Origin of the sequence: Paenibacillus sp. URB8-2, from assembly GCF_013393385.1 — a bacterium.
In the GTDB taxonomy this organism is placed as follows: Bacteria; Bacillota; Bacilli; order Paenibacillales; family Paenibacillaceae; genus Paenibacillus_AQ.
Genome location: NZ_AP023239.1, coordinates 260499 through 283080, shown reverse-complemented (window position 1 = coordinate 283080; position 22582 = coordinate 260499). Strand labels below are relative to the sequence as shown.

The following is a 22582-nucleotide window of genomic DNA, read 5'->3' as shown; positions in this document are numbered from 1 at the left end:
CCCCCTCTCCCGGACAAATAATCAGCTCGCGCCGGTCCGGCTCACAGAAGTGGTATAATGGAACAACCTTATGCATACGGGAGAGTAAATTCATGCAATCGACACACCTCCTTGATGACGCCGGTTGGAGCCGGCTCATTCAAGATGCGGCGTATTATTTCGACGACCTGGCCCTTAAACGGGGCTTTCAATATTATAAGCAGAAGCGCGTTTCCGGATTGACGGCCGTTCCGCCCGGACTCGTTACGGCCTTCGTGGACGGAACAGAGCGGTACAGCGTCGAGATCGTCCTGGGCGCCATCTCGATCAGCAGCTGCAGCTGCCCTGTCCTTGGGCCGTGCAAGCATATGGCGGCTGTTCTGATGGACTACGCCGGAGCTCAGGGACGGCCGGTTCAGCAGCTGGCCAATGCCAAGTCGTCCGCCCAGGCTCGGGCGGCCGTGAATTCCGCCCGCCCCGTACCGGGGGCCGGGAATGCCGATGGCGGGGCGGGAAGCCGCGCCGGGATGGGAAGCGGCGCCAATAGAACGGGCTACGCCGGCGGAGCAGATCGCAAAGGCGAAGCCAATAGCGGATTCCTGCACGGAAGCCGGGAATCCTTGAGGGAGCGAGGCCGGCTCATCCCGGTCATGAACGTCGCCCAGTGGCATGAATTGTTCGCCCATTGTGTATCTGCTCTGGCCGGAGATACCCGGAATCCCCGTTATGTGGATGAAGCACTCACGGCAATTCTTCGCATCAAGCCGCCGCTTACGCCTGAACTGGACAAACTGTTCGGTCTGCACGCCCGTCTCTTTGTTCTGGAAACGCTGACCAACCGCTCCGGCGGTCGCGCAGGCGCCTTTGCGCCTTCGCTCGGCTATTATACCCATATAGCCGTAACGGAACTCCAAGATGAAATCGAACGCGGCTTTCATACGAAGCTGCCCCTCGCCTCCGAGCCGGAGCAGTGGAACCGCATAATGGACACGCTCGATTATCTGCGGCAGGAACTGCTGGCGGAGTCCAGGGAACACACCTTTTATTCCGCTCTTTATTATTTGCTGTGGAGAAAATGGATTATTCCCGAAATGCAGGGCAGAACGCTGTTTAAGGAAGAACTGCGGCGGCTGGAACGGGAAGAAGAACAGCGGACGGATGCTCCGCCCCTTCAGGCTCTGCTGACCGCCCGCGCCTGGATGCATTTCCTTAAGTCTGAAGATGATAAGGCCTTAAGCTTGCTGCGCGAGGCGGCCGGACGGCCGGGATTCCATCCGGAACGGCTGGATATGTTCTGGGAGGCGCTGGCGGAAGCCGGGGAGCCGCAGCGTCTTGTGGACTGGCTGACCGAGACCGGCGAACTGCTCGCCGGGCATCGCCGTCACGGGCTTGAGAGCTATGCGCGCTACTGGGAGGAAGCCGTCCGGCTTCTGCCCGAAAGCGAGCTGCAAATGTGGAACGAATTGACCGGCATGCTTCCGCTGAGCGGCGACATTTACGAGGAGAAGCTGCTGGAGCGCGGCCGCTGGCGGGAGTGGATGGATTACCAGCTAAGCTCAGGCAAAGATCCAGCGGATTTCAGGGTGCGGGAGCTGCAGCCTCTTGAGAAGCACGCGCCCGAGCTGCTGCTGCCGTTCTATCATCAGGCGGTGGAGCGGTACGTTTCGGAGAAGAACAGAAGCAGCTATAAAGCGGCGGTAAAGCTGCTGAAACGGTTGAATAAGCTTTATAAGAAAATGAAAGCGGAGGATCGCTTCGAGCGTTTTCTCGAATCGTTTACCACTCGCCACAGCCGGCTAAGAGCACTCCAGGAAGAGCTCCGGAAAGGAAAACTCACACCATGAACGGACGATTGCGGAATATTGCGGTTCGGATCAGCCTCAGCGAATACGGGGATGCGCTGTTGTATGGCCTGACGGAAAATGGGGATGATCTTCCCGGCATGGCTCTGAAGCAGCTGCTCTTTGCCTGGCATGAGGAATCATGCTACGGCACCGAGCTGGCCATTCATAAAGCCGGAGAGATCGAACTTGTCGCCCTTCCCGCCGAGCAGGTTTTGCCCTTCTTCGCTAAGGGGCGGCTGCTGACGCATATCGGCTGGTCGTGGGAAGGCGAAGCGGCGACGCTTGCTCTGCTTGCTCCCTGCTTGTCCTTCTGCCTGGAGAATAAGCGGTATGAGCCAAGCCTTGCCGCATACCGGGAAGGCCGGCTGGAGTGGACCTGGGATGAGAAGGCTCTCTGGACGGCGGCGGAAGCCGCGGACCGGGAAGCGGCGGCGCGGCGGGAGCCGGAAAAAGCCCTTCCGCCTGGCGCCCCCACCGAGGCAGACAGCGCCCGGGTGGGGCTCGGCGTCCGGCCTGAAGACAAACCGAACGCGCAGGGCGCGCTGGCCCGTCTGAAGGACGACGAAGGCTTGATGAGCGGCGTCCGGGCGGCCTTCTCCGCCGCCGTATTCGGGCGCCATTACAGCACGGAAGAGCTGGCCGCCGACCTGCGGCGGGAATACCCGATGCTGTTGGAGCGCAGCCGCCTGGCGGCGGCCGGCATGGACGCGGAGACCTGGCTCGTCTCCATCGGCTGGAAGGCCGATGTATCGCCGTTTCGGCCCGCGCTCCAGCTGCTGGAGCCGAATAAAGCCGAAGCCTCCTGGCGGCTTCGTCTCGTCCTGCAGGACAAGACCGACGCGGCGTCGCTTGTCCCGGTGAAGCTGGCCGCGGACGGCGCCGCCCATGGCGCCTGGCCCGCATCATGGTCGCCGCATGTGCAGGGCCGCTCGGCAGGCTGGCTGGAGCGCCTGCGCGCCTGCCTGCCCGCCGAGCGCTTCGGGGACGGCGGCGACCTGCTGGGCCGGCCGCTGGACAGCGCGGCCGCCTGGACTTTCCTGACTGCGGACAGCCGCCGTCTGCTGGATGCAGGCTGGCTGGTACTGCTGCCGGCCTGGTGGGAGGCCGCGAGCCGCCGGAAGCCGCGCCTGCGGGCGAAGCTCAGCCCGGAGAGCGAGAACCGGAGCGGCCGCTCGCTGTTCGGCCTGGATGCCATTATCGATTTTGATTGGCGCATCTCGATTGGAGACGCCGACCTCACCGAGGAGGAATTCGCGGCGCTGGTTGCCCGCGGGGAACGTCTGGTGCGTTTCCACGGCCAGTGGATCCCGCTCGATCCCGTGCTGCTGGCTCAAATCCGCAGAGCGATGGACGGCATGGACAAACGCCGGGGATTGTCCTTTCAGGACGTCCTGCAGCTGCATCTCCTGAATACGCAAGAGGAAGCCGGGGATCAAGCAGCGGATGAAGCAGCGGTCCCGCCAGCTGAAGAGGCGAATCGTCTGCAGCTTGAGGTCGAGCTGAACGAGCAGTTCGTCAGACTTGTCGGGCAGCTTGGCGGCAGGGAAGCCTGGCCTCAGCCAGGGCCCCCCGCCAGCCTGAACGCCGAGCTGCGCCCGTATCAGCTTGAAGGCTATTCCTGGCTTGTCTTCCTGCGCCGCTTCGGACTGGGCGCCTGTCTCGCCGACGATATGGGCCTTGGCAAGACCGTCCAGCTGATCTCTTATTTGCTCCGCGTGAAGGAGGACTTCATGGATCGGCCAGAGGGTCCGCGGCCATCGCTTATCATCTGCCCGACCTCGGTGCTCGGCAACTGGCAGAAGGAACTGAACCGGTTCGCGCCTTCGCTCTCGGTCATGCTTCATTACGGGAGCGGCCGCCTTGACGGGGAAGGCTTTCATGCCGCTGCCGGAGGGTCCGACGTCGTGCTCACCTCCTATGCAACGGCGGCGCTGGACCAGGAGCTGCTGGCCGGCTGCACCTGGTCGGCGCTGTGTCTGGATGAGGCGCAAAACATCAAGAATGCCCAGACCAAGCAGTCGTTAGCCGTCCGCAGCTTTCCGGCCCTGCACCGGATCGCGCTCACCGGAACGCCGATCGAGAACCGGCTGGCCGAGCTGTGGTCCATTTACGACTTCATTACGCCGGGATTCCTTGGACCGCTGCGCGCTTTTCAGGAACGGTTCATTCATCCGATCGAGAAGGACGGCGACGCCAAGCGAACGGCCGATCTTCGAAAGCTGGTCAAGCCGTTCATGCTGCGCCGCAAAAAGAAAGATCCCGCCATCCAGCTCGACCTTCCCGACAAGAACGAGATGAAGACCTATGTTCATCTGACAGCCGAGCAGGCGGCCCTTTACGATCAGACGGTAAACGAACTGATGAGCAAAATGAACAAGCTGGAGGGTATTCAGCGCAAAGGCGCCATTCTCGCTGCACTTACCCGGCTTAAGCAGCTATGCGACCACCCGCTGCTCATCACGAAGGAAGCCGCGCCGCACGAAGAGACTTCAGACGCCGAATCGGTAGACACCGGCCTGCTGATCGAACGCTCCGCCAAGCTGGAGCGGCTGCTCGCCATGGTTAAGGAGCTGCGGGATGAGGGAGAACGCTGTTTGATTTTTACCCAATATGTCGGGATGGGGCTGATGCTTCAGCGCGTGCTGCGGGAAGAGCTCCGCGAACCCGTGCTCTATCTGAACGGAAGCACCTCCAAATCGGCGCGGGACCGCATGATCGAAGACTTTCAGACCGGACGCGAAGAGCCGGTGATTTCGGTCCGAACATTGGCAGCTTCTTCCCCGGAGAAACGGCAGCAGCCCTGTATCTTCATTCTGTCGCTCAAGGCTGGGGGCGTGGGCCTGAATCTGACGGCCGCCAATCACGTCTTTCATTTCGACCGCTGGTGGAACCCAGCCGTGGAGAACCAGGCTACGGACCGCGCCTATCGGATGGGCCAGACGCGGGATGTCCAGGTGCATAAATTTATTTCCCTTGGAACGCTGGAGGAACGGATCGATGAAATGCTGGAGACCAAGCAGCAGCTCAGCGACAGCATCATTACCAGCTCCGAAGGCTGGATTACCGAGCTTTCCACCGACGCTCTGAAGGATTTGTTCACCTTGCGGCGCGGGTGGTCGGAAACATAGCTCGCCGTAAGCTTGAAATGTTCAAAAGCCATCCTCCGCGTTTAAATGCGGAGGATGGCTTCTTTATTGTTAGCCGCAGCCTGCCCGTCCTAATGCTTCCACACATCCTCATACTCCGGATTTCTTCTGAACTGGACGCCGACATACGAGCACTGGGGGATAATCTTGGCCCCCTCCGCTCTCGCTTCCTCCGCCAGCCGTTTCAGCAGCCGCTGGGCGATATTGCCGCCCCGGTAATGCGGCGATACATACGTATGATCGGCTATCCAGGTATGCTCGTCTTTTGGCACATAGGTGATTTCTCCGATCGGCCCCTCGTCCGTACGGATAACGAAGGCATTATGCTCTTTATAAATAACGCCGATTTCACTGAATTCTTTGCTGTCCATGTATTTCCCTCCTTGTTGCTTTCCTTGAGCTCTACTATTACTTTACCCAATCGGCTCCTTTTTCTTCAGCACCTTCCTATGGACGCACCGGTTCGGGCTTCAGGCAATCTGACATTCTATTCCAAAAACCAACAATTAGCCCCAAAGACCTATTTTCCGACAATATACGACAGGTTACATCACGTTACTTTTTTTCAACCACACCTTTAGCATTAAAAAACGTGCAAATTATTGCCTGTTTGTTCCATAAAAATTTATATTATGCATTTATTCCTCTTTTGAATGTCACATAAAGTTTTCTGAGCATGTGAGTTTTGGCGAGAAAAAAAGAAATTTTATCTGGATTTTCCAATTTACCAGTGGTAGAATCTTCTTAATCTTTTTTCCTACTAATCTAGGTGGAAATAAATAAGAGAATTAATAGAAAAGGAGAATTCTACATAAGCGATTCACCCGGACGGTAGGAAGCAAACCAATTACACAGAATCTTTGGGAGGGATTTTTTTGGAGTGGGGCAAATTAACACGCAAGCTGTCCGTCGCGGCTCTGGCTTTGGGACTAACAGCCGGATCTATTCCGGGTACGGTTTTTGCCGCCGGCAGTTTGCAAACGCATTTATCATCGAAAAGCATTTCTTTGACTCATACCTCGCCGGGAACGTACATCTCGCCTAAGATCAACACCAATTCGTCTGCAGATGTCCGCGTTATCGTGCAGCTTAGCGGCCAACCGGCGGCCGTAGGAAAATATGCGGTGAAGCAAGGCATTTCCTCTCTGGCCAAATCATCTACTGAAGCGGCTGTAGAAAGCCAACAGTCCACCGTTCTCGACAAAGCTGAGGGCGAAGGTCTGGACCTTAGGGTGAATTATAAGTACAACACGGTATTGAACGGCTTCGAGGTTACCATACCAGCCAATGAAATTCCGGAGCTGGCCCAAATTCCCGGAGTTAAATCCATTTACGAAAACAGCACCTGGTATCCGATACCGGTTGAAGAAGCGGATGCCGCTATACAGGGAACGCTCGAGCATGGCGCAGCTCCTCTGCACCAAATCGGGGCCGATGCAGCCTGGGCAAAAGACTTTACAGGCGCAGGGCTCAAAGTAGGTGTAATTGATACCGGTGTAGATTACCTTCATCCGGATATCGCTCCCGCTTATAAAGGCGGCTGGGATTCTTTCTATAATGACGATGATCCTTATGAGGAAGAACCTAACGCAGACAAGAAGTTTGAAGGCACCTCTCACGGCACACACGTGTCCGGTACGATCATTGGGCGGTTCGCGAATCCGACCAGCGAGATCGTTCAAAAAGGCGTTGCCTATGGCGCGGATCTCTATGTTTATAAAGTGCTGGGTTATAATCCGGCCAATCCGAGCTCCGCATCCGGATCCTCCGCTCAAGTTATTGACGGGATTGAGCGCTCCGTAAAAGACGGCATGGATGTCATTAACCTGTCGCTCGGCTCCGACGCTGAGAAGGATGTCAATTCTCCGGACGCCATAGCCATCAATAATGCTATTCTTTCCGGTGTCACGGCGGTAATTGCCAACGGCAATGCAGGACCGGGTGAATATACGCTCGGCTCTCCGGCCACTTCGCAGCTGGCCATTTCGGTTGGTGCGGTAACAAGTCCAACCAAGAACTTCTCCGGAAAATTCGAGACCACCTTCGTTGATGACACCGCCACGACCGCAACTTATGCTACTTACGGCGATTTTAATGTAATGGCATGGGAACTCGGCAGCGAGAACTTTGCCGACCCAAGCCTTGTAGGCACGGCGCCGTTAAAAGTCGTTTACGCAGGTCTCGGCGCGGATGACGATTATAAAGGCTACACTGCGGATGAGGTCAAAGACTCGGTAGTCTTCGTCTCGCGCGGGCTGCTCGCGTTTACCGAAAAAATTGGAAACGCAAAAGAACGCGGAGCTAAAGCTATCGTAATCTTTAACGGCAACGCAACCGCGGACGGTAAAGTCGACCTGAGCGAAAACATCAAAAACCGCAACGGCTATATAAACTCTTACCTGGGTGACACCTATGACAGCCTTCCGACCTTTGATATAGAAGGTGCCAAGGGCCGCGCATTGGCAAGAGCTATTCTTGCAAACCCCAATACACCCGTCACCTTTACATTCGGGGATGATTACCACAAAACCCAGTCTTCGGGAGATGAGCTCGCCAGCTTTACTTCCTGGGGTCCGAACGTTGACAAGAATTTAAGCATTAAACCGGATTTCGTCGCTCCGGGTGTAGGTATTTTGTCAACCTGGCCCGCTTACAAGAAATACGACGCCTATAAAAGCGCGTCTTATGACGAAGCCTACAACCGCATTAGCGGAACAAGCATGGCTACGCCGCATGTGGCCGGTCTTGCCCTTCTTTTGAAACAAGCGCATCCGAGCTGGGGGCCATTTGAGATTCGGGCGGCACTTGCCAATACAGCTGATATTCTTGACGAGTACAGCGTGTATCAGCAAGGAGCCGGACGCGTAAATGTTGCGAAAGCCATTGATACGCCGGCAGTGCTTGAATCTGTTGAACCGATCACGATTCTCGACAAAAACTTCCAACCGGAGGACATTACCAACTATAACTCTTCAGCCAATTTTGGTGTTGTGGCTCCCGGAAGTTCGAAGGTTGAAGATTTGCGTCTTTACAATACCGGGGGTACCAGTTTAACTTATACGGCCTCCGTGACATGGCATGGTGCAGCCCCAGACGGAATCGCAGCTGCACTAAGCCAAACAGACGTAACAGCAGCCGAATATCAAGCAAAAGCATTTTCTCTGAAAGTGGATGTGGCCAACGGGGTTAAATCCGGCTTCTATGAGGGTCAAATCAACCTCACATCCGGAAATCTGCCTGCACTGCATTTGCCGTTCTCAGTATATGTAGGTACTGATCTGCCTGACAGCCCTGTGGGCATTCAGGAAATTTCATTGACTCATCCTATCATTTATCCAAAACGAAGCTCTCAGGCGACAACTGATCTCAGCTTTAAATTGACTGCTGACGATGCGAACCTGTATGAACTCGATGTCTATAACTTGGATGATGAACTCATTGGATATAAGGATTATTACGATACGGTGTATGAAGCTACGTATTTTGAACCAAAAGTTTATAATTTCGAAGGCCTTGATAATTCTTATTACAAGTATGATGAAGAAGGCCATCCTGTATTCGACGCCAATGGCAAACCGAGTGTCGGGTATCTAACCGATGGCACTTACAAACTCAATATCGTGTTCGCACATATTACCCCTGAGGGTGAGGCGACCGATATTTACAACGGCTTTATCTCGCTGCGTGTAGATAACTCCGCAAGCAGCAGCATTGAAGGCGGATCAACTGGCGGCGGAGCAGGCGGTGGCGGCGGTGCAGTTGCACCAACTACACCACCTGCACCAACGGTTTCCGAGTCCGCCACAGCCCTGGTCGACCAAGGCTACAAGCAAGTAACCGTCACTCCTGCAACGACTGTGCAAAACGGTCTTACAACCATCACGGTGTCGGATAGCGACCTGAAGGCAGCTTTGGCCAATGCAGCCACTACCCAAACCGCTGTGATCATTTCCGCTCCTTCGGTCAGCGGCTCAGCGGCCAAAGTCAGCCTGACTGCGGATCAAGTGAAGCTGCTTGCAGCGATCTCTTCCGGCAGCAAGGTCATCGTCAGCACGAAGGATGCCGCGGTTTCCCTGCCGGTATCGCTGCTGGGCAATTCTCCTGCAGGCGCAACCTTCGATCTGTCCATCAAGCCGGCTTCGGAGGAAGCAAGCAAATTCACGGCAAGCACAGCCGGGTCGTCCGTCATCGGGGCTCCGGTATCCTTTGAAGCAAGCTGGGCAACGGCAACCGGCAGCACGTATCTGACGGTGCCGAGCAATACGTTCATCAAGAGATCCTTCACCGTTCCGGGAAGCATCACTCCGAATACGGCCGGCGTTCTTTTTGAAGAGAACGGCAAGATTACTCCGGTAGCTTCCGTATTCAAGACGCAAGCTGACGGAACGACGCTGGTTACCGTTAATCGTCCGGGCTTCTCGACTTATGCCGCTGTAAGCCGTCCGGCAACGTTCGCCGATATCGCGACTTCGCCTGCGGCTTCGGACATCACGGCACTGGCTAACAAGCTGATCTTCAAAGGCACTTCGGCAACGACCTTCTCGCCGAAGAGCAACCTGACCCGCGCCGAATTTACGGCGATACTCGTACGCGCACTCGGTCTTCGTACCGATGCAGCGGCGACCTTTACCGACGTGAAGTCAACCGACTGGTATGCAGCCGATGTTGCAGCCGCTACGAAGGCCGGATTGATTCTGGGTGTTGGCGGCGGCAAATTCGCGCCGAAAGCCAATGTCTCCCGTCAGGAAGTGGCTGTTATTCTGGATAGAGCCGTGAAGCTGGCCGGTATCGAACTGATCCCCGCCAATCCTTCCTTCACCACCTATACCGATAACGCCAAGATTGCAAGCTATGCGAAGGACAGCGTACAGTCCCTGTCAGCTGCGGGAATTTTAAGCAGCGCTTCGGGTTCGGCGTTCAATCCTTCCGCACCGGCAACCCGCGAGACGATTGCCGCTACACTGCACCAGCTTCTGGTCAAAGCCGGACTGGCTGAATAACACGTAAATAGCAACGGGCCGATCAAGGAGCAATCCTTGATCGGCCCGTTTTCTTTCTACATAGCGGCACTGATTGAACTATCGTTCTCCGTCAGCTTAATATGTCATGTCGCTATCTAACAGCGGAGTGATATCAGGGCGAAAAAAGTTTCCAATGCCCTTCGGAAACAACTTCGACTGCTCCGTCGATAACTTTGATGGCGGTCTGATCATCAATCGCATACGCCGGCCCCTGCATCCCGGCGGCCCACCTCTCAGCAGCCGCCATTGTGTTATACGGCAGCATCTCGTGATCCAGATGTGGAAACATTGCAAAGTCAACCAGTCCCAGTGTTTCATTGACACCGTTGGGTGGAGTCCAGCCAATGAAGAATTCACCGATGTTAGGTGCCATCACCATACTCCCGGCGCTCATGCCTACATAGACCGCCTGCAGCGACGGCAAGAGGTCTGCCAGCCCGGATTGCCGCATCCAGTGGCACAGGTAGAGGGCGTCGCCGCCCGCCACAAGCAGGACGTCTGTCTCCCGAACCAGCGGCACCCAGCGGTCTTCGTCGATGCTTGTCAGCGCTGTGAGCTCCAACACGCCGACGGACTTCCAACCCAGGTTAACCATGGGATTGTCCTCTTTCCCACTGATGAACTGCCAGACTTTGACGCCGGGGCCAACCCAGGGGTGTCCGTACATCGCGGTGGGGATGCACAGGGCGTTGGAGTCGGCGATCGGCTTGCCCAGCATCTCAACCAGCGCATCGCGTATGCTTTTGTTAATGATTCCTGCAGATGTGAGCAGAAATTTCATAACTTCACTCCTTGTCTTTGTGTGCGTCTGTCGTTTAATCCTTTAGACTTTTCAACCGGTGGTCGGTCCTGTAATGGAACAGCTTAAGCTGTATTAAACCCAAACTGACCCGACATTTATGATTTTTAGCCTTTTGTGTTGTGAGAAAAATAGCTGGCCAATACACTCAAGCTTTCCTCCCGTAATATGCCCGCTGTAATATCCGGTTTATGGGGAGAATTTTCAAATACAATTTGACTGCAATGACTTCCCTGTTCATCCAGTAGATTACACAGATCTATATCACTGGCACCATAAACCAATCGCCCAACCTTTGTCCAAACCATTGCACCGCAACACATAAAACAAGGCTCGCAGCTCGAATATAAGGTGTACTCACGTAAATCGGTAATATGGGTTTCAGCACAAAATCTCCGTAGCAACCCTGCTTCTGCATGAAACGTTGGATCGGTTGCAGAATAAATCTGGTTTTCGTTAGAATATACAATTTCTCCGCCTTTAACCAATATCGCTCCAAAAGGTTCGTTACCATGCTCAACCGCAAGTTTAGATAGCCTGATTGCTTCTTTCATAAAAAACTCATCTTGATTCATACTTTTTCTCCTTTTATATAGATGCTAGACTAAGGACAGTAAACAAAAGGCTGTCCCGAGGGTCCCACAGACCCTTACCGGAACAGCCTTCTACTATATACCCTTACGTGTAAGCCACGATTTTCTTTGAACCTTACTCCCGGCTCTCTCCCAGCAGCGTCAGCACCGTCTCCAGCATCACATTTACGCCTTTTTCGCAATCCTCGTACGAGGTCAGTTCTTCTTCGCAGTGGCTCTTGCCCTTCACACTTGGAACGAATATCATCGCCGACGGCAGGTAGCTTGCGACGAACTGGGCGTCGTGTCCGGCGCCGCTGGCCATTACTTTATGGGAATAGCCAAGCGACTTCACCGAGCTCTCAATCGCTCCGCGTACCTTCTCGTCGAACCAGACTGTATCGCGGCCCCACAGCTTCTTCTTTGTCACGGAACAGCCAGTCTGCGTCTCCGGAAGCGAGTTTATGATCGACACCACTTCGGCAATGACCTCTTCATTCTTATGCCGCGCCTCGACGGTGAAGACGACTTTATTCGGGATGACCGTGTGAATATTGGGATATACATTGACCCGGCCCATCGTATAGACCAGTTCGGAGTCCAGCTCGCCCAGCTTGCTCCGCAGCTCCGCCACCAAATCCGTAGCGGCGAAAAAAGCATCATTCCTCATCCCCATCGGCGTCGTTCCGGCATGATTCGATTCTCCGGTGACTTCGATTTCATAACAGACCATGCCGACCACACAGTCGACGAGCCCGATCGTCAGGCCTTCTTTTTCCAGTACAGGACCTTGTTCGATATGCATTTCCAGATAAGCGGTCGCTTCCTTTATGCGGTTCTCGGCAGCCCCTTCGTATCCGCTGGCCTTCAGCGCCTCCCCGAAGGTTACCCCCTCCGGATCTTTGCTCTTCAGCATAACCTCTTTATCGAATTTGCCCGACAGCACGCCGGACGCCATCATCGAAGGCTCGAACCGCGCGCCTTCCTCATTGGTAAAGTTCATGACCGTCACCGGAATGCGCGGCTTGATGCCATGATCCACAAGCGTCCGCACGACCTCAAGGCCCGTGATTACGCCGAAAACGCCATCGAAGCGTCCGCCTTTCACTACGGTATCGAGGTGGGAACCCATGACGATCGGGGGCTTATCTTCGGTGCCTTCCAGCGTCGCGTACATACAGCCCATATCGTCCACTTTGACCGTCATTCCGAGTTCTTCGCAGCAGGAACGGAAGTAATCCCGCACCTTGATGTCCTCTTCGCCTAAGCTCAGCCGGGTGACCCCGTTCCCGGGCGTACGCCCGAAATCGGCAAAGGCCTCGATGGTATCTTTCAGCCGGGCTCCGCTAACGAATATGTTTTGCGTCTGCATTCCTATCCCTCCGTCCATGATCTGGTCGTTCCTAATCACTATGTTACGACCCGTATCCTCTCTTTTCATTGTACAGAGTGTAATAAGATTGGCTCGGGAATGGCCGGTTTATGTTACATCCATGTATATATTTTCTGCCATATCATTCGCGAATCCGCCATATCTTCCATTAACCTTCCGTGAACCACTGATTCAACTGCCGGGTCTCTTCGGTCAAAATATCCAGGTAGATCGAGAACCGGTAATGGGTATCCTTCAGATTTTTACCCGTGATTTCGGCGATCCGGTTCAATCTGTACATCAAGGTATTGGTATGGATATGCAAAAAGGAGGACGACTCTTTCAGATTACCATTAAAGGTAAGATAGACGGCGACGGTTTTGACAAAATCAGTCTTGTGCACCCGGTCATGCTCCTTCAGCGGATAGAGCAAAGGGCTTCTGCGGTTGCGGCTTCGCTTCTGCTCGATAATCGCCGGAAGATGCGCCCAAAATCCCATATCCTCGTAAAGCAGAAGCTCGCGGGCCTGAAAAGGCAGCAGCCGCTTGATCTCGGCAATCGACGCCGCCTCCATATAGGCGACTGCCGCAGAGAGATACTCCCCGTAATAGAGACTGCATCCCCCGGATATCCGGCAGTCTTCGTTTCTGTTCGTCTGGTCGATGAGCAACCGCATAAAGGAAGACAGCACCTGCGTGCCCTCAATCGGAAAATGAAAAGAGAACAAAATAATGATCCGGTTATGCTCCGTGGTCAGGAACACAAGCGATACGCCGGAATACCCTTCCGCGGTCTGCCGGAATTTCAGCAGAAAATGATTGTCCACCGTCCGGTCCGATTCGAATACGCCGATAAAATAACCCGAAGGCAGCGTAATGCCATCCGCCCCCGCATCCCGCCGGATATCCTGTTCCGTGCCGTAATGCGAGGTCAGCAGCTTCCAGAAAAAATCCTCCTGCACCTGGGTCTGCTTCGTCTTCCAACCCCGCTGCTTCAGCAAGTACCGGGCGGCGATTTGCGCGGCCTTGCTCACGACGCTCTCCGCATAGCCATCCTTCAGATTGCCCGCATCGACAACCCAGATATAGCCGAGGACTTCCTTCTGGTGCTTGATGCACATCGCCAGACGGGGGCCAAGCCCCACCTCCATCACCCCGGAAATCCGGATGGGATGGGGCGTATTTTCAAGCTGGCGCATGATTCCCTTTTTGCGCAGGCCGATAATGACGGAGTCGGGCACCCGCTTGCCGATAATGGTCGAAATCCGCGCCGGATCGCTCTCGAATTGATGGGAGCTGTAGCCGATCACATGATGATTGTCATCCTCAATGGTCACTTGAGATTGCAGCGATTCGCTGATGGCATCCGCCAAGGACTCCATGCTGTCAAAAAAACGGTCAAAGGATAAGCTTGCTTCTGTCACTGTCCCCACTCCAACCTTCAGAATAGCCGCGTGTTACACGCAAATCAGCCTTCATACTACTAATCGGTTGTTTCATTATAGTACGCTTCGTTTGCGCTGACTATAGGCTGGGCAAAGTTGTGATAGGAAACCTTCCATCCCTTTCAAAAAACAACCGAATCCGCTGCACAGAACCTTAATTGGTTCACGTCAAAAAAGAACAGGCCCGTATTAATGGGCACTGTCCTTGATTGGGTTCCTCTTCTTCACCGGGAAACATCCTTATCTCTATAAGCCGACTTATCTTTTTCTATATTTTAGATCAGTGTAAACTCCTGGGACATGGCTTGGGCTACCGTATAGTATTCTTCGCCGAGCGCGTCGGCAACGGCTTTGCAGGTAATTTTGCCGTTAGCGATATTAACGCCGTTGAGCAATCCTTCATTCTCTTGGACAGCCTTCAGCGCGCCTTTGCCCGCGATTTGCAGCGCGTAAGGAACGGTAACGTTCGTCAAGGCAATCGTCGATGTCTTGGCCACGGCACCCGGCATATTGGCTACCGAATAGTGAAGCACGCCGTGTTTTTCGAATACCGGATTGTCATGTGTCGTCACTTGGTCGATCGTCTCCACGATACCGCCTTGGTCAATGGCCACATCGACGATTACAGAGCCCGGTTTCATCGTCTTCACCATTTCTTCCGTTACCAGCTTCGGAGCTTTGGCGCCCGGAATGAGCACTGCGCCCACCAGCACGTCCGCTTCGGCAACAGCTTTGGCGATGTTATACGGGTTGGAGATCAGGGTATTGATTTGCGCGCCGAAAATATCGTCCAGCTGACGCAGTCTGTCGGCACTCAGGTCAACAATCGTAACATCCGCTCCGAGTCCGATGGCCATCTTGGCCGCATTCGTTCCGACAACGCCGCCGCCGATGATGCTGACCTTGCCTCTGCTTACTCCGGGAACGCCGGCAAGCAGAATGCCTTGGCCGCCGTGGTTTTTTTGCAGGAATTGAGCGCCCAGCTGCACCGACATGCGGCCGGCCACTTCACTCATCGGCGTCAGCAGCGGCAAAGTGCGGCCTTCGGTAACCGTTTCGTAGCCGATGGCGAATACACCTTTTTCTTTAAGCGCGGTTGCCAGAGCAGGCTCGGGAGCCAGATGCAGATAAGTGAACAGAACCAGACCGGCACGGAAATATCCGTACTCGCTCTCCAGCGGTTCTTTAACCTTCATTACCATCTCCGCGCTGTTCCACACCTCGGCTGCGCCGTCAATCAGCTCCGCTCCGGCTTTTGCATATTCCTCATCCAGAAATCCGCTGCCCAGACCTGCACCTTTTTCTACCAGAACCTTGTGACCTTCTTTGACAAAGCTGACTACACCGCCCGGCGTAATGGCTACACGATTTTCATTGTTTTTAATTTCCTTGGGTACTCCGATGATCATTTTCTTCACATCTCCTGTCTTGTGGATGTCTCTTATGTAAAGAATGATAACATACCCTGCGGCTTTTCCATTTGGTGAAAATTAAAAACTTTATCTGCCATGATTGTGTTTTATCACAATGCGGCTGCCAGTTTTTCATTCAGCAGGGCAAACGCCCGCCGCAGCTCGTCCTTGGGAATACGGGCATACCGGTCGCCGATGCTGGTCTCGAAATAGCACGATGCTTCGCCTTTTTCCCGCAAATAATGCGTTAATCCGACACCCGTTTCCTCATATAGCTCCATCAGCAAAGGCTCCAGTCTTTCTTTAGGCAGCTTCACATGGACATGGAACATATTCGAGACAGGCTCCGCCGGAAGGGTAGTGATTTGGTGGCATTCATTAAAAAAGCCGGCCAGTTCCCTTGCGCCTTCATAGTACCGTCCCATGTTAGGAAACCTTTCTTCAAAATAAAAATCAGCGGAGAGTATGTAAGGATAAAGGCTGATCAAGTCCCCGCCGTGACGTCTTTTCCACACTTTGGACTGTTCCGTGAATTCGGAATCGCCCGCGAGAATCGCTCCGGCAATCCCGCCAATGCCTTTATAGAAAGAGACATACACGCTGTCGAACAGCGCGCAGATCTCCGCCGCCGATTTCCGGTAATACGGCAAAATCTCAAACAGTCTCGCTCCGTCAAGGTGCAGGGCAATCCCCCGTTCGCGACAGTACGCCGAAATGGCTTCAAGCTCGCCGTAATCCGGCAGCTGCCCGCCAATTTCGCGCTGGGGCAGTTCAAGCAGCAGGCAGGCAATAGTGTCGTCCAGCTTCTGCACATCGCCGAGATCAATTAGCCTGTCCTTGCCTCCAAGCAGCACCGGCTCGATCCCGTGAAGCTCGTGAAGCCCCCGCTGTTCGTGAATCTCCAGATGACATATCGGGTGGTAAGCAGCTCTCTTTATTCCCCTCCGGTCGCACCAGATCCGCAGCGCAACCTGTTGCGCCATTGTTCCGCTGGGGAAGAAGACGGCCGCTTCTTTTCCGAAAATCCCGGCCATTTTGCCCTGAAAATCTTCGATCAGCCTGCCGGCGCCGTACATGTCGCTGTCCAATTCGCCGTCATAGGCATCCAGCGCGTCCTTTAATACTTGAACATTCCGTTTGCCGTGGCCGGTGATCGGGTATGCCGTCCGGTTAAACGCTTCCTGAAAGCGGATTGCTCATTGTTATGCTTCTCCTCTATTCTAGGATATCGTTATGACTTCATACTGGGCGGAGAGCTCGATGAAATGTCCCATGCTTGAGACCTCCCCCGCATACAGCTGATCCCCGACTCCATAGTAGTTCACGCATGTGGAGCAGGCCAACACCGGAACTCCACGGTCGGCCAGTTCTTTTAAGTGAAGGGAAGCCATCGATTTCCCCGTTAGCGCGAGCACTCCACGATTGACGCAGAACACGGCGGCCGGAAGCTGCTCCTGCTGCTTAAGAAGCGTGAAATACGTTTCCAGAAGCTGTTCTCCGAGCCGAACGTCTCCGTTCCCCATACTATCAGTTGTCAGAAAAATAATTTTACGATTCATCTTCTTCATCCTCTCTCATTTGAAAAAACTGCATGGCTGCGCTTATAGCGCTCATGATGGTTTAATAAGTATATAACATTGGCAGTGCAGGATGAAAAAATGGAGCCTCTGTGCTACAATACTGGAATTGGCAGAGGGAATATCTTAGGGAGGTTTATGAAAACGCCATGCTTATTATAGGTATCGCCGGCGGAACAGGCTCCGGCAAAACAACGGTGGCCCGTTCCGTCATCGACCGGCTCGGTCCGGGTAAAGTAACTTTTATCTCTCAGGATAATTATTATAAGGATCATTCGCATCTCAGCCTTGCCGACCGCGGAGCGATCAATTACGATCATCCGTTTGCCTTCGACAATGGGCTGCTCATTGAGCACTTAAAGTGCTTGAAACAGGGGCAGCAGGCGCAGGCTCCGGTATACGACTTTACGGTTCATGCCCGTTCGACGACGGAGACGGTTGAGCTCCTGCCCAATCATATCGTCATTATCGAAGGGCTTCATGTGCTGTCCGACGAGAACCTGCGCGAGCTGCTCGACATTAAGGTATTTGTCGACACCGACCCGGACGTCCGCATTCTCCGCCGGGTTCTCCGGGATATCGAGGAGCGCGGCCGCACCATCCAGTCGATCCACCAGCAGTATTTGACGACGGTCAAGCCGATGCACGAGGCATTTATCGAACCTTCCAAGAAATACGCCGACATCATTATTCCCGAAGGCGGGCACAACGAGGTCGGGATTCAGCTCCTATCCATCTTGACAGAGAAATATTTGACGGGCGAGAACTGGTCCAGAGCTTAAGAACGGCCGTCTTCAGACAGCAAAAAAGCCGTTATCACGTTGCGGCCCGATCCAAGCGCAGCAGCCGCAAGTCCTCATCAGACGGCAATAAGAAGAAACGCCTGACAGCGTCTTTTTAAGACGCAAGTACGTTTCTCGTAAAAATATAAGACCAAACGATAAGCGCGCAGATTATAAAGTCTTATATTTGAACAAATGACAAGCCCGGTCCCCCGTTATAAGGGGGCCGGGCTTGTGTTTTTCATTCGGATTCATTAAAGCAGTATAAGAACGGTTGTTGCATCCTGTTGAGGGATGACAAAGCAGCCCTAACTACTCTTCAAAATCCACGTTATGATAAACTTGCTGCACGTCTTCCAGATCCTCCAGAACATCGATCAGCTTCTCGAACTGTGCCTGGGAATCTTCCGGAATTGTCACGTAGTTCTGGGGAAGCATCGTCAGCTCGGCAACCGTAAATTCGGTTACGCCCGCGGTCTTGAACGCTTCCTGAACGGCATGGAACTGATCCGGCTCGGCGTATACAATGACGGCTTCGTCTTCTTCCAGAATATCGCGCGCATCCACGTCCGCTTCCATCAGAATTTCCAGCACTTCGTCTGCGCTCTTGCCGACAAGGCCGATGACCGCCGTCGAATCGAACATATAGTTGACCGATCCGCTCACGCCAAGACTGCCGCCGTTCTTGCTGAATGCGGCGCGCACTTCGGAGGCGGTGCGGTTGACATTGTTGGTCAGCGCGTCGACGATAATCATCGATCCGTTCGGTCCGAAGCCTTCATAGCGCAGCTCATCATAAGTCTCATCCGAATTGCCTTTCGCTTTCTCAAGCGCGCGGTCGATAATCGCCTTCGGCACATTGTACGTCTTGGCGCGTTCCAGCACGACTCTCAGCGCCCGGTTCGACTCCGGGTCCGGCTCGCCCTGCTTGGCCACTACATAAATCTCACGCCCGAATCTTGCATATATACGACTTGTGTTGGCGTCCTTGGACGCCTTCTTTTCCTTAATATTATTCCACTTACGACCCATACGTTATCGCTCTCTTTCAACAAGTAATTAGACGCAGTCTATTATAGTATACTCCTGTCATTATATCTCTTAAAGGGGGTGCGGGACAAATAAGCAGGCACAAGGCTTGTTAAATCGAAAATTCGGTGAATGAAAAATCCCGCAAATAGCGACCGGATTACAGCCGCACATATTTCCGGTATACGGAATCGGGGGGCAAGGCGCTTCCGATCCGGCGCATGCAGGCGAACATTTTCCCGAGAATCTCATTCCCTCGCCAATAGCCGGGCAGCAGACACCCAGGCAGGACGGGATCGATCAGCCCCATTTCACTAATCACGTTGCCTATTTCCAGAAACAGCAGAAAGGTTTCCCAGTCATCCGCCTGAGGACGTTCGGCTCTGGAGAGGAAATCGGCAAGGAACCTTTGGCGGGGGTTAAAAAACTAATCAAATCTTAGAGGGCAGAGGTCTGTCTGCTTTCCAATTCAATGATTGAAAATCCCAATTACCAAAATACTCATTTTCATCCAACACATGATCATAGATCGGTTTGAGGAAGGTATGAATGAGTTCCATAACCTCCTTGAATGATGGCGAATAATCCAGATATAAATTCCTTATAAATGCATTCCACATAGTGACTCTACGTCTATCCTTATAGAACTCAGCTGTGAAAATGACATGCTCTCTTTCGGTAAGGGTTGTCCTTTGCTTAAATGTCTCAGATACAGCTTCGTACAAGCGAAGCCCTTCAAACGGGTTTGTACGGGCCAACGTGTAGATATCAAAAAAATCCTTCATCCGACTGTTCGCCAGGGAAAGTGATATCATGGCTTCAAATTTTTCTGCAATGACGGAATCATTCGTGTATACCAATATTTCTGGCCTCTCCATGCTAGATAAGAGAACTGGGAATTCTATCGTTTGCGGACTCGGTACTATCACATCTCCAAAACCAATATCGAGTTGCAGTACTTCCCTCATTTGTCCAAGCGAGCAAGGTATCTTTATCCGTACGCCTTCATATTCTGCATCTTCTTTAATGATTTCGGAAACGATTTGATCCGTATGAAAAACAATTCCATCCTCAACATCACCAGCGGGCAACTGGCATATAGAAGTAACGATATGAACCAATGCAGAGGCATCATTGTTCATTCTACGGCCTGAGAAATCCATATCTCTCGTCGGCCTGGATTTGAACTGTGTTACGGAGTATAAGTATAATCCACCCTTAAGGATAAAATTATCCTTATAACTGGACATTGATAAGCGTTTTAAGAAACGCTCCTGATAATAAAGGATGGAGATGACGTTGAACGCCTTTTTATTAGCTCTGGCAACGTTCTTTAATTTATCAATGACTGAAGCGGCAACATTTGTGACCATCTATAGCACCTCAAGGTAATTATTCAGGATAGACTTCACTCTCAATCTCTCCGCATATTTAAGGAGTTGGATATAATTCCTCTTCCTGCTATTTGAGTAGTTATTCAGACCTTCCTTAACGACATTGGCATCAAGTTTATTCCTGTATTTTACAGTATCACAAATGGTTCGTTCCAGATCGTACACTTTAATAAAATGACCATCCTTCTCTATTTTTTCAATTCCCATGTCAAAGGTATCGTCATCATAAGAAAATATCCGGATCGGTGGATAGTCAGGGAGAGTAGGCTTTCTCTCTTTTCGGGATACTGCAAAATTGTATTCACTCGGAGTATAAGTAGTTAGTTCATGATGGGCAAGTGCAGAGTATAGACATAGAACACCTTTAGGTATAAGAAGAGCCGCTTCTACTATTTCGTCAACCATGTAATTGATATCTTTAAGAGCATAGAGCCCACGTTTAAGTTTGATAATCTTACCCATCGACTCAAGCTTGTTAAGCTGATAGTAATTTATCTGATTTTCTTTAAGAATGTTCGTATTGACAATCCCATTATAATTCCTAAACAGCTTTATGATTTCCGGATAGATTGCCGCCTCTTTTTCACTTTCGCCTTCAGTTTTAATAGCGGCTATAAGATCGTCTAGTTTATGGATATTAGGATAACGACGAACCAGATTGAAAAATTCTTCTTCGTGTACGCCCAGCTGTTCAAAAACATTCAAAAAACCCTTTTTTATATAATCAAAATCTAAATCCCCCATGTTGAGACACCCCCCACCTATTTTAAAATATGTAATCACATACAGTTAAGTGTAGACGTTTATTTTTAAATTATACTTATATTTCTTGGTTTTTTTCAACAAAACATATACACTTACTGAAAAATGATTGCACTTTTTAAAACATCTTTATTTCCTGGCTTCCTTCGGGATGCACAACTTTCATTTTTTGAGTCCAAATCCGCCGCCCTTTCCCGGCGTTCCCGCTCACTCCCCCTCCGGCAGCAACCGGACGCTCATATCCAGCGGCTTCGCGAAGAACAGGCCGGTCGTCACCAGCACATCGACGCCGGAAGCCGCATAGGCTGCGGCGTTGTGCTCGTCGATGCCTCCTGCCGCCAGCAGCACCACATTGGGATTCACGGCCCGAAGCTCCGCGCTTCCCGCAAGCAGTTCATCCGGGGACAGCTTGTCGAACTGCACACAATCCACCCCGGCGCGGCACAGACGGAGAGCGTATTCCACGGAGTCTGTCTCGACCACCAGCTTTTTCTCCGGGACTCTGGATTTCAGCTCTCCGATCCGCTCGACCAAAGCATCCGGACCGCCGCAAAAGCCTGCATGTTCCTTGAAGACGAGCACGGTCTCGGACAACCCCAGTCGGTGGGGAGCGGCGCCTCCGCACAGAATCGCCTTGACGCTCATCGCCTTGGTGCCGGGAAAGCTTTTTCTCGTGCTTGCCACGGAGACAGCCGGATTGACTGACTTCACTTTGTCTACAATTCGTCTTGTCTTGGTAGCAATGCCGGAGCAGCATTCCAGCAGATTTTGCGTTACTTTCCAGGCCATCTGCAGCGACTGCGCCGTACCCGTTCCCGACAGAAATACCTGCTGCGGTTCAATCACTGTACCCGACGGAAGGCTGAACTCGGGCGCAACCCCCAGTTTGACCAACATGCGCAGCACTTCTTCCGTCCCGCACAGCACCGCCTTCTCTCTGGAGAAGTACTCAATTTTTCCCCGTTTTCCGCCGATATCAAGCGCCCATGTCGTCAAATCGAGATAAGGAATATCCTCTCCGATCATCCGGTCAATGGCCTCATCGGGAATATAGATCATAGCTTGACCCTCCTGTTCAGGCGATAGCCCCTTCAACTCTATCCTCCTATGCTGTAATAAACGGTTCATCTGCCTATTCTTTTTGAATTAAATATGGCGCTTATTGTATTCCTTATTCCGGTTTATACAAATGAGGAAATTCATAGAGCAGGCGGTGTCGCCACCATCTTGTGAGTTTTCATAACATAAGACCGATTAGAACAGCCCTGGGTTTCCCTCTTTTTTCCAGAATGTTAAGTTATCTATTAACCCCCCCTTAAAAATATTTAAAATTTTTGTGAACCCGGCTGTTTACGTTCGCTTATAACTCTCGTATGACATTTTTGTTGTCGCTAGATGATAGAGTTTGTGCTACACTTTATAGACAACTAAATATGCAAGAACAATGTC

General features: G+C 52.6%; 17 protein-coding genes. 4 read left to right on the top strand and 13 right to left on the bottom strand.

Translation table 11 applies throughout. The annotated features are described in order from the left end of the window. The first annotated feature begins 92 nt into the window (after positions 1 to 92). Both PUR_RS01370 and PUR_RS01365 read left to right on the top strand, forming a co-directional pair. The gene (locus PUR_RS01370) at positions 93 to 1823 is read left to right on the top strand and encodes an SWIM zinc finger family protein (protein WP_179033697.1); all 1731 of its coding nucleotides are present in this window, start codon (positions 93 to 95) and stop codon (positions 1821 to 1823) included. Between the two features lie 98 nt (positions 1824 to 1921). After that, on the top strand, positions 1922 to 4951 hold the full coding sequence (locus PUR_RS01365) for a DEAD/DEAH box helicase (protein ID WP_442953819.1): 3030 nt from the start codon (positions 1922 to 1924) through the stop codon (positions 4949 to 4951). Positions 4952 to 5040: 89 nt separating this feature from the next. Here the strand turns inward: PUR_RS01365 and PUR_RS01360 are convergent, their stop codons facing one another. Next, positions 5041 to 5340, bottom strand: a complete 300-nt coding sequence (locus PUR_RS01360; RefSeq protein ID WP_124696159.1) for a GNAT family N-acetyltransferase — start codon at positions 5338 to 5340, stop codon at positions 5041 to 5043. Between the two features lie 504 nt (positions 5341 to 5844). Here PUR_RS01360 and PUR_RS01355 point away from each other — a divergent pair. Then, positions 5845 to 9969: a S8 family serine peptidase gene (locus tag PUR_RS01355; RefSeq protein WP_179033695.1), complete on the top strand. Its 4125-nt coding sequence runs from the start codon at positions 5845 to 5847 to the stop codon at positions 9967 to 9969. A gap of 133 nt (positions 9970 to 10102) precedes the next feature. Here PUR_RS01355 and PUR_RS01350 read toward each other — a convergent pair whose 3' ends face one another. From PUR_RS01350 to PUR_RS01320, 7 genes are all read right to left on the bottom strand, one after another. Continuing rightward, entirely contained in the window at positions 10103 to 10771 is a 669-nt protein-coding gene (locus PUR_RS01350; RefSeq protein ID WP_179033694.1) for a Type 1 glutamine amidotransferase-like domain-containing protein, read from the bottom strand. A gap of 125 nt (positions 10772 to 10896) precedes the next feature. Further along, positions 10897 to 11364, bottom strand: coding sequence for a nucleoside deaminase (locus PUR_RS01345; RefSeq protein ID WP_025332770.1), 468 nt, complete (start codon positions 11362 to 11364; stop codon positions 10897 to 10899). 133 nt (positions 11365 to 11497) lie between these two features. Then, positions 11498 to 12733 (bottom strand): Zn-dependent hydrolase, encoded by a 1236-nt coding sequence (locus tag PUR_RS01340; protein WP_179033693.1) that lies wholly within the window; start codon positions 12731 to 12733, stop codon positions 11498 to 11500. Positions 12734 to 12902: 169 nt separating this feature from the next. After that, positions 12903 to 14156, bottom strand: coding sequence for a PucR family transcriptional regulator (locus tag PUR_RS01335; RefSeq protein WP_179033692.1), 1254 nt, complete (start codon positions 14154 to 14156; stop codon positions 12903 to 12905). A 296-nt stretch (positions 14157 to 14452) separates the two neighbouring features. Continuing rightward, positions 14453 to 15586 (bottom strand): alanine dehydrogenase, encoded by a 1134-nt coding sequence (ald, locus tag PUR_RS01330; protein WP_179033691.1) that lies wholly within the window; start codon positions 15584 to 15586, stop codon positions 14453 to 14455. Between the two features lie 113 nt (positions 15587 to 15699). Beyond that, on the bottom strand, positions 15700 to 16677 hold the full coding sequence (locus PUR_RS01325) for a threonine aldolase family protein (protein ID WP_232101668.1): 978 nt from the start codon (positions 16675 to 16677) through the stop codon (positions 15700 to 15702). A 132-nt stretch (positions 16678 to 16809) separates the two neighbouring features. Further along, positions 16810 to 17148: a DsrE family protein gene (locus PUR_RS01320; protein ID WP_179033690.1), complete on the bottom strand. Its 339-nt coding sequence runs from the start codon at positions 17146 to 17148 to the stop codon at positions 16810 to 16812. 167 nt (positions 17149 to 17315) lie between these two features. Between PUR_RS01320 and udk the strand changes: the two genes are divergently transcribed. After that, positions 17316 to 17948 (top strand): uridine kinase, encoded by a 633-nt coding sequence (gene udk / locus PUR_RS01315; protein ID WP_179033689.1) that lies wholly within the window; start codon positions 17316 to 17318, stop codon positions 17946 to 17948. Between the two features lie 312 nt (positions 17949 to 18260). Here the strand turns inward: udk and PUR_RS01310 are convergent, their stop codons facing one another. From PUR_RS01310 to modD, 5 genes are all read right to left on the bottom strand, one after another. Continuing rightward, positions 18261 to 18980 carry a YebC/PmpR family DNA-binding transcriptional regulator gene (locus PUR_RS01310; RefSeq protein ID WP_179033688.1) on the bottom strand — a complete coding sequence of 240 codons (720 nt, stop codon included), beginning with the start codon at positions 18978 to 18980 and terminating at the stop codon, positions 18261 to 18263. A 157-nt stretch (positions 18981 to 19137) separates the two neighbouring features. Next, positions 19138 to 19299, bottom strand: coding sequence for a hypothetical protein (locus PUR_RS01305; protein ID WP_179033687.1), 162 nt, complete (start codon positions 19297 to 19299; stop codon positions 19138 to 19140). A gap of 109 nt (positions 19300 to 19408) precedes the next feature. Then, complete coding sequence (locus PUR_RS01300) at positions 19409 to 20350, bottom strand: nucleotidyl transferase AbiEii/AbiGii toxin family protein (RefSeq protein ID WP_179033686.1); 942 nt, start codon at positions 20348 to 20350, stop codon at positions 19409 to 19411. Further along, positions 20351 to 21115, bottom strand: a complete 765-nt coding sequence (locus PUR_RS01295) for a type IV toxin-antitoxin system AbiEi family antitoxin domain-containing protein (RefSeq protein WP_179033685.1) — start codon at positions 21113 to 21115, stop codon at positions 20351 to 20353. A 225-nt stretch (positions 21116 to 21340) separates the two neighbouring features. After that, the gene (gene modD / locus PUR_RS01290; RefSeq protein WP_179033684.1) at positions 21341 to 22192 is read right to left on the bottom strand and encodes a ModD protein; all 852 of its coding nucleotides are present in this window, start codon (positions 22190 to 22192) and stop codon (positions 21341 to 21343) included. Positions 22193 to 22582: the final 390 nt, after the last annotated feature.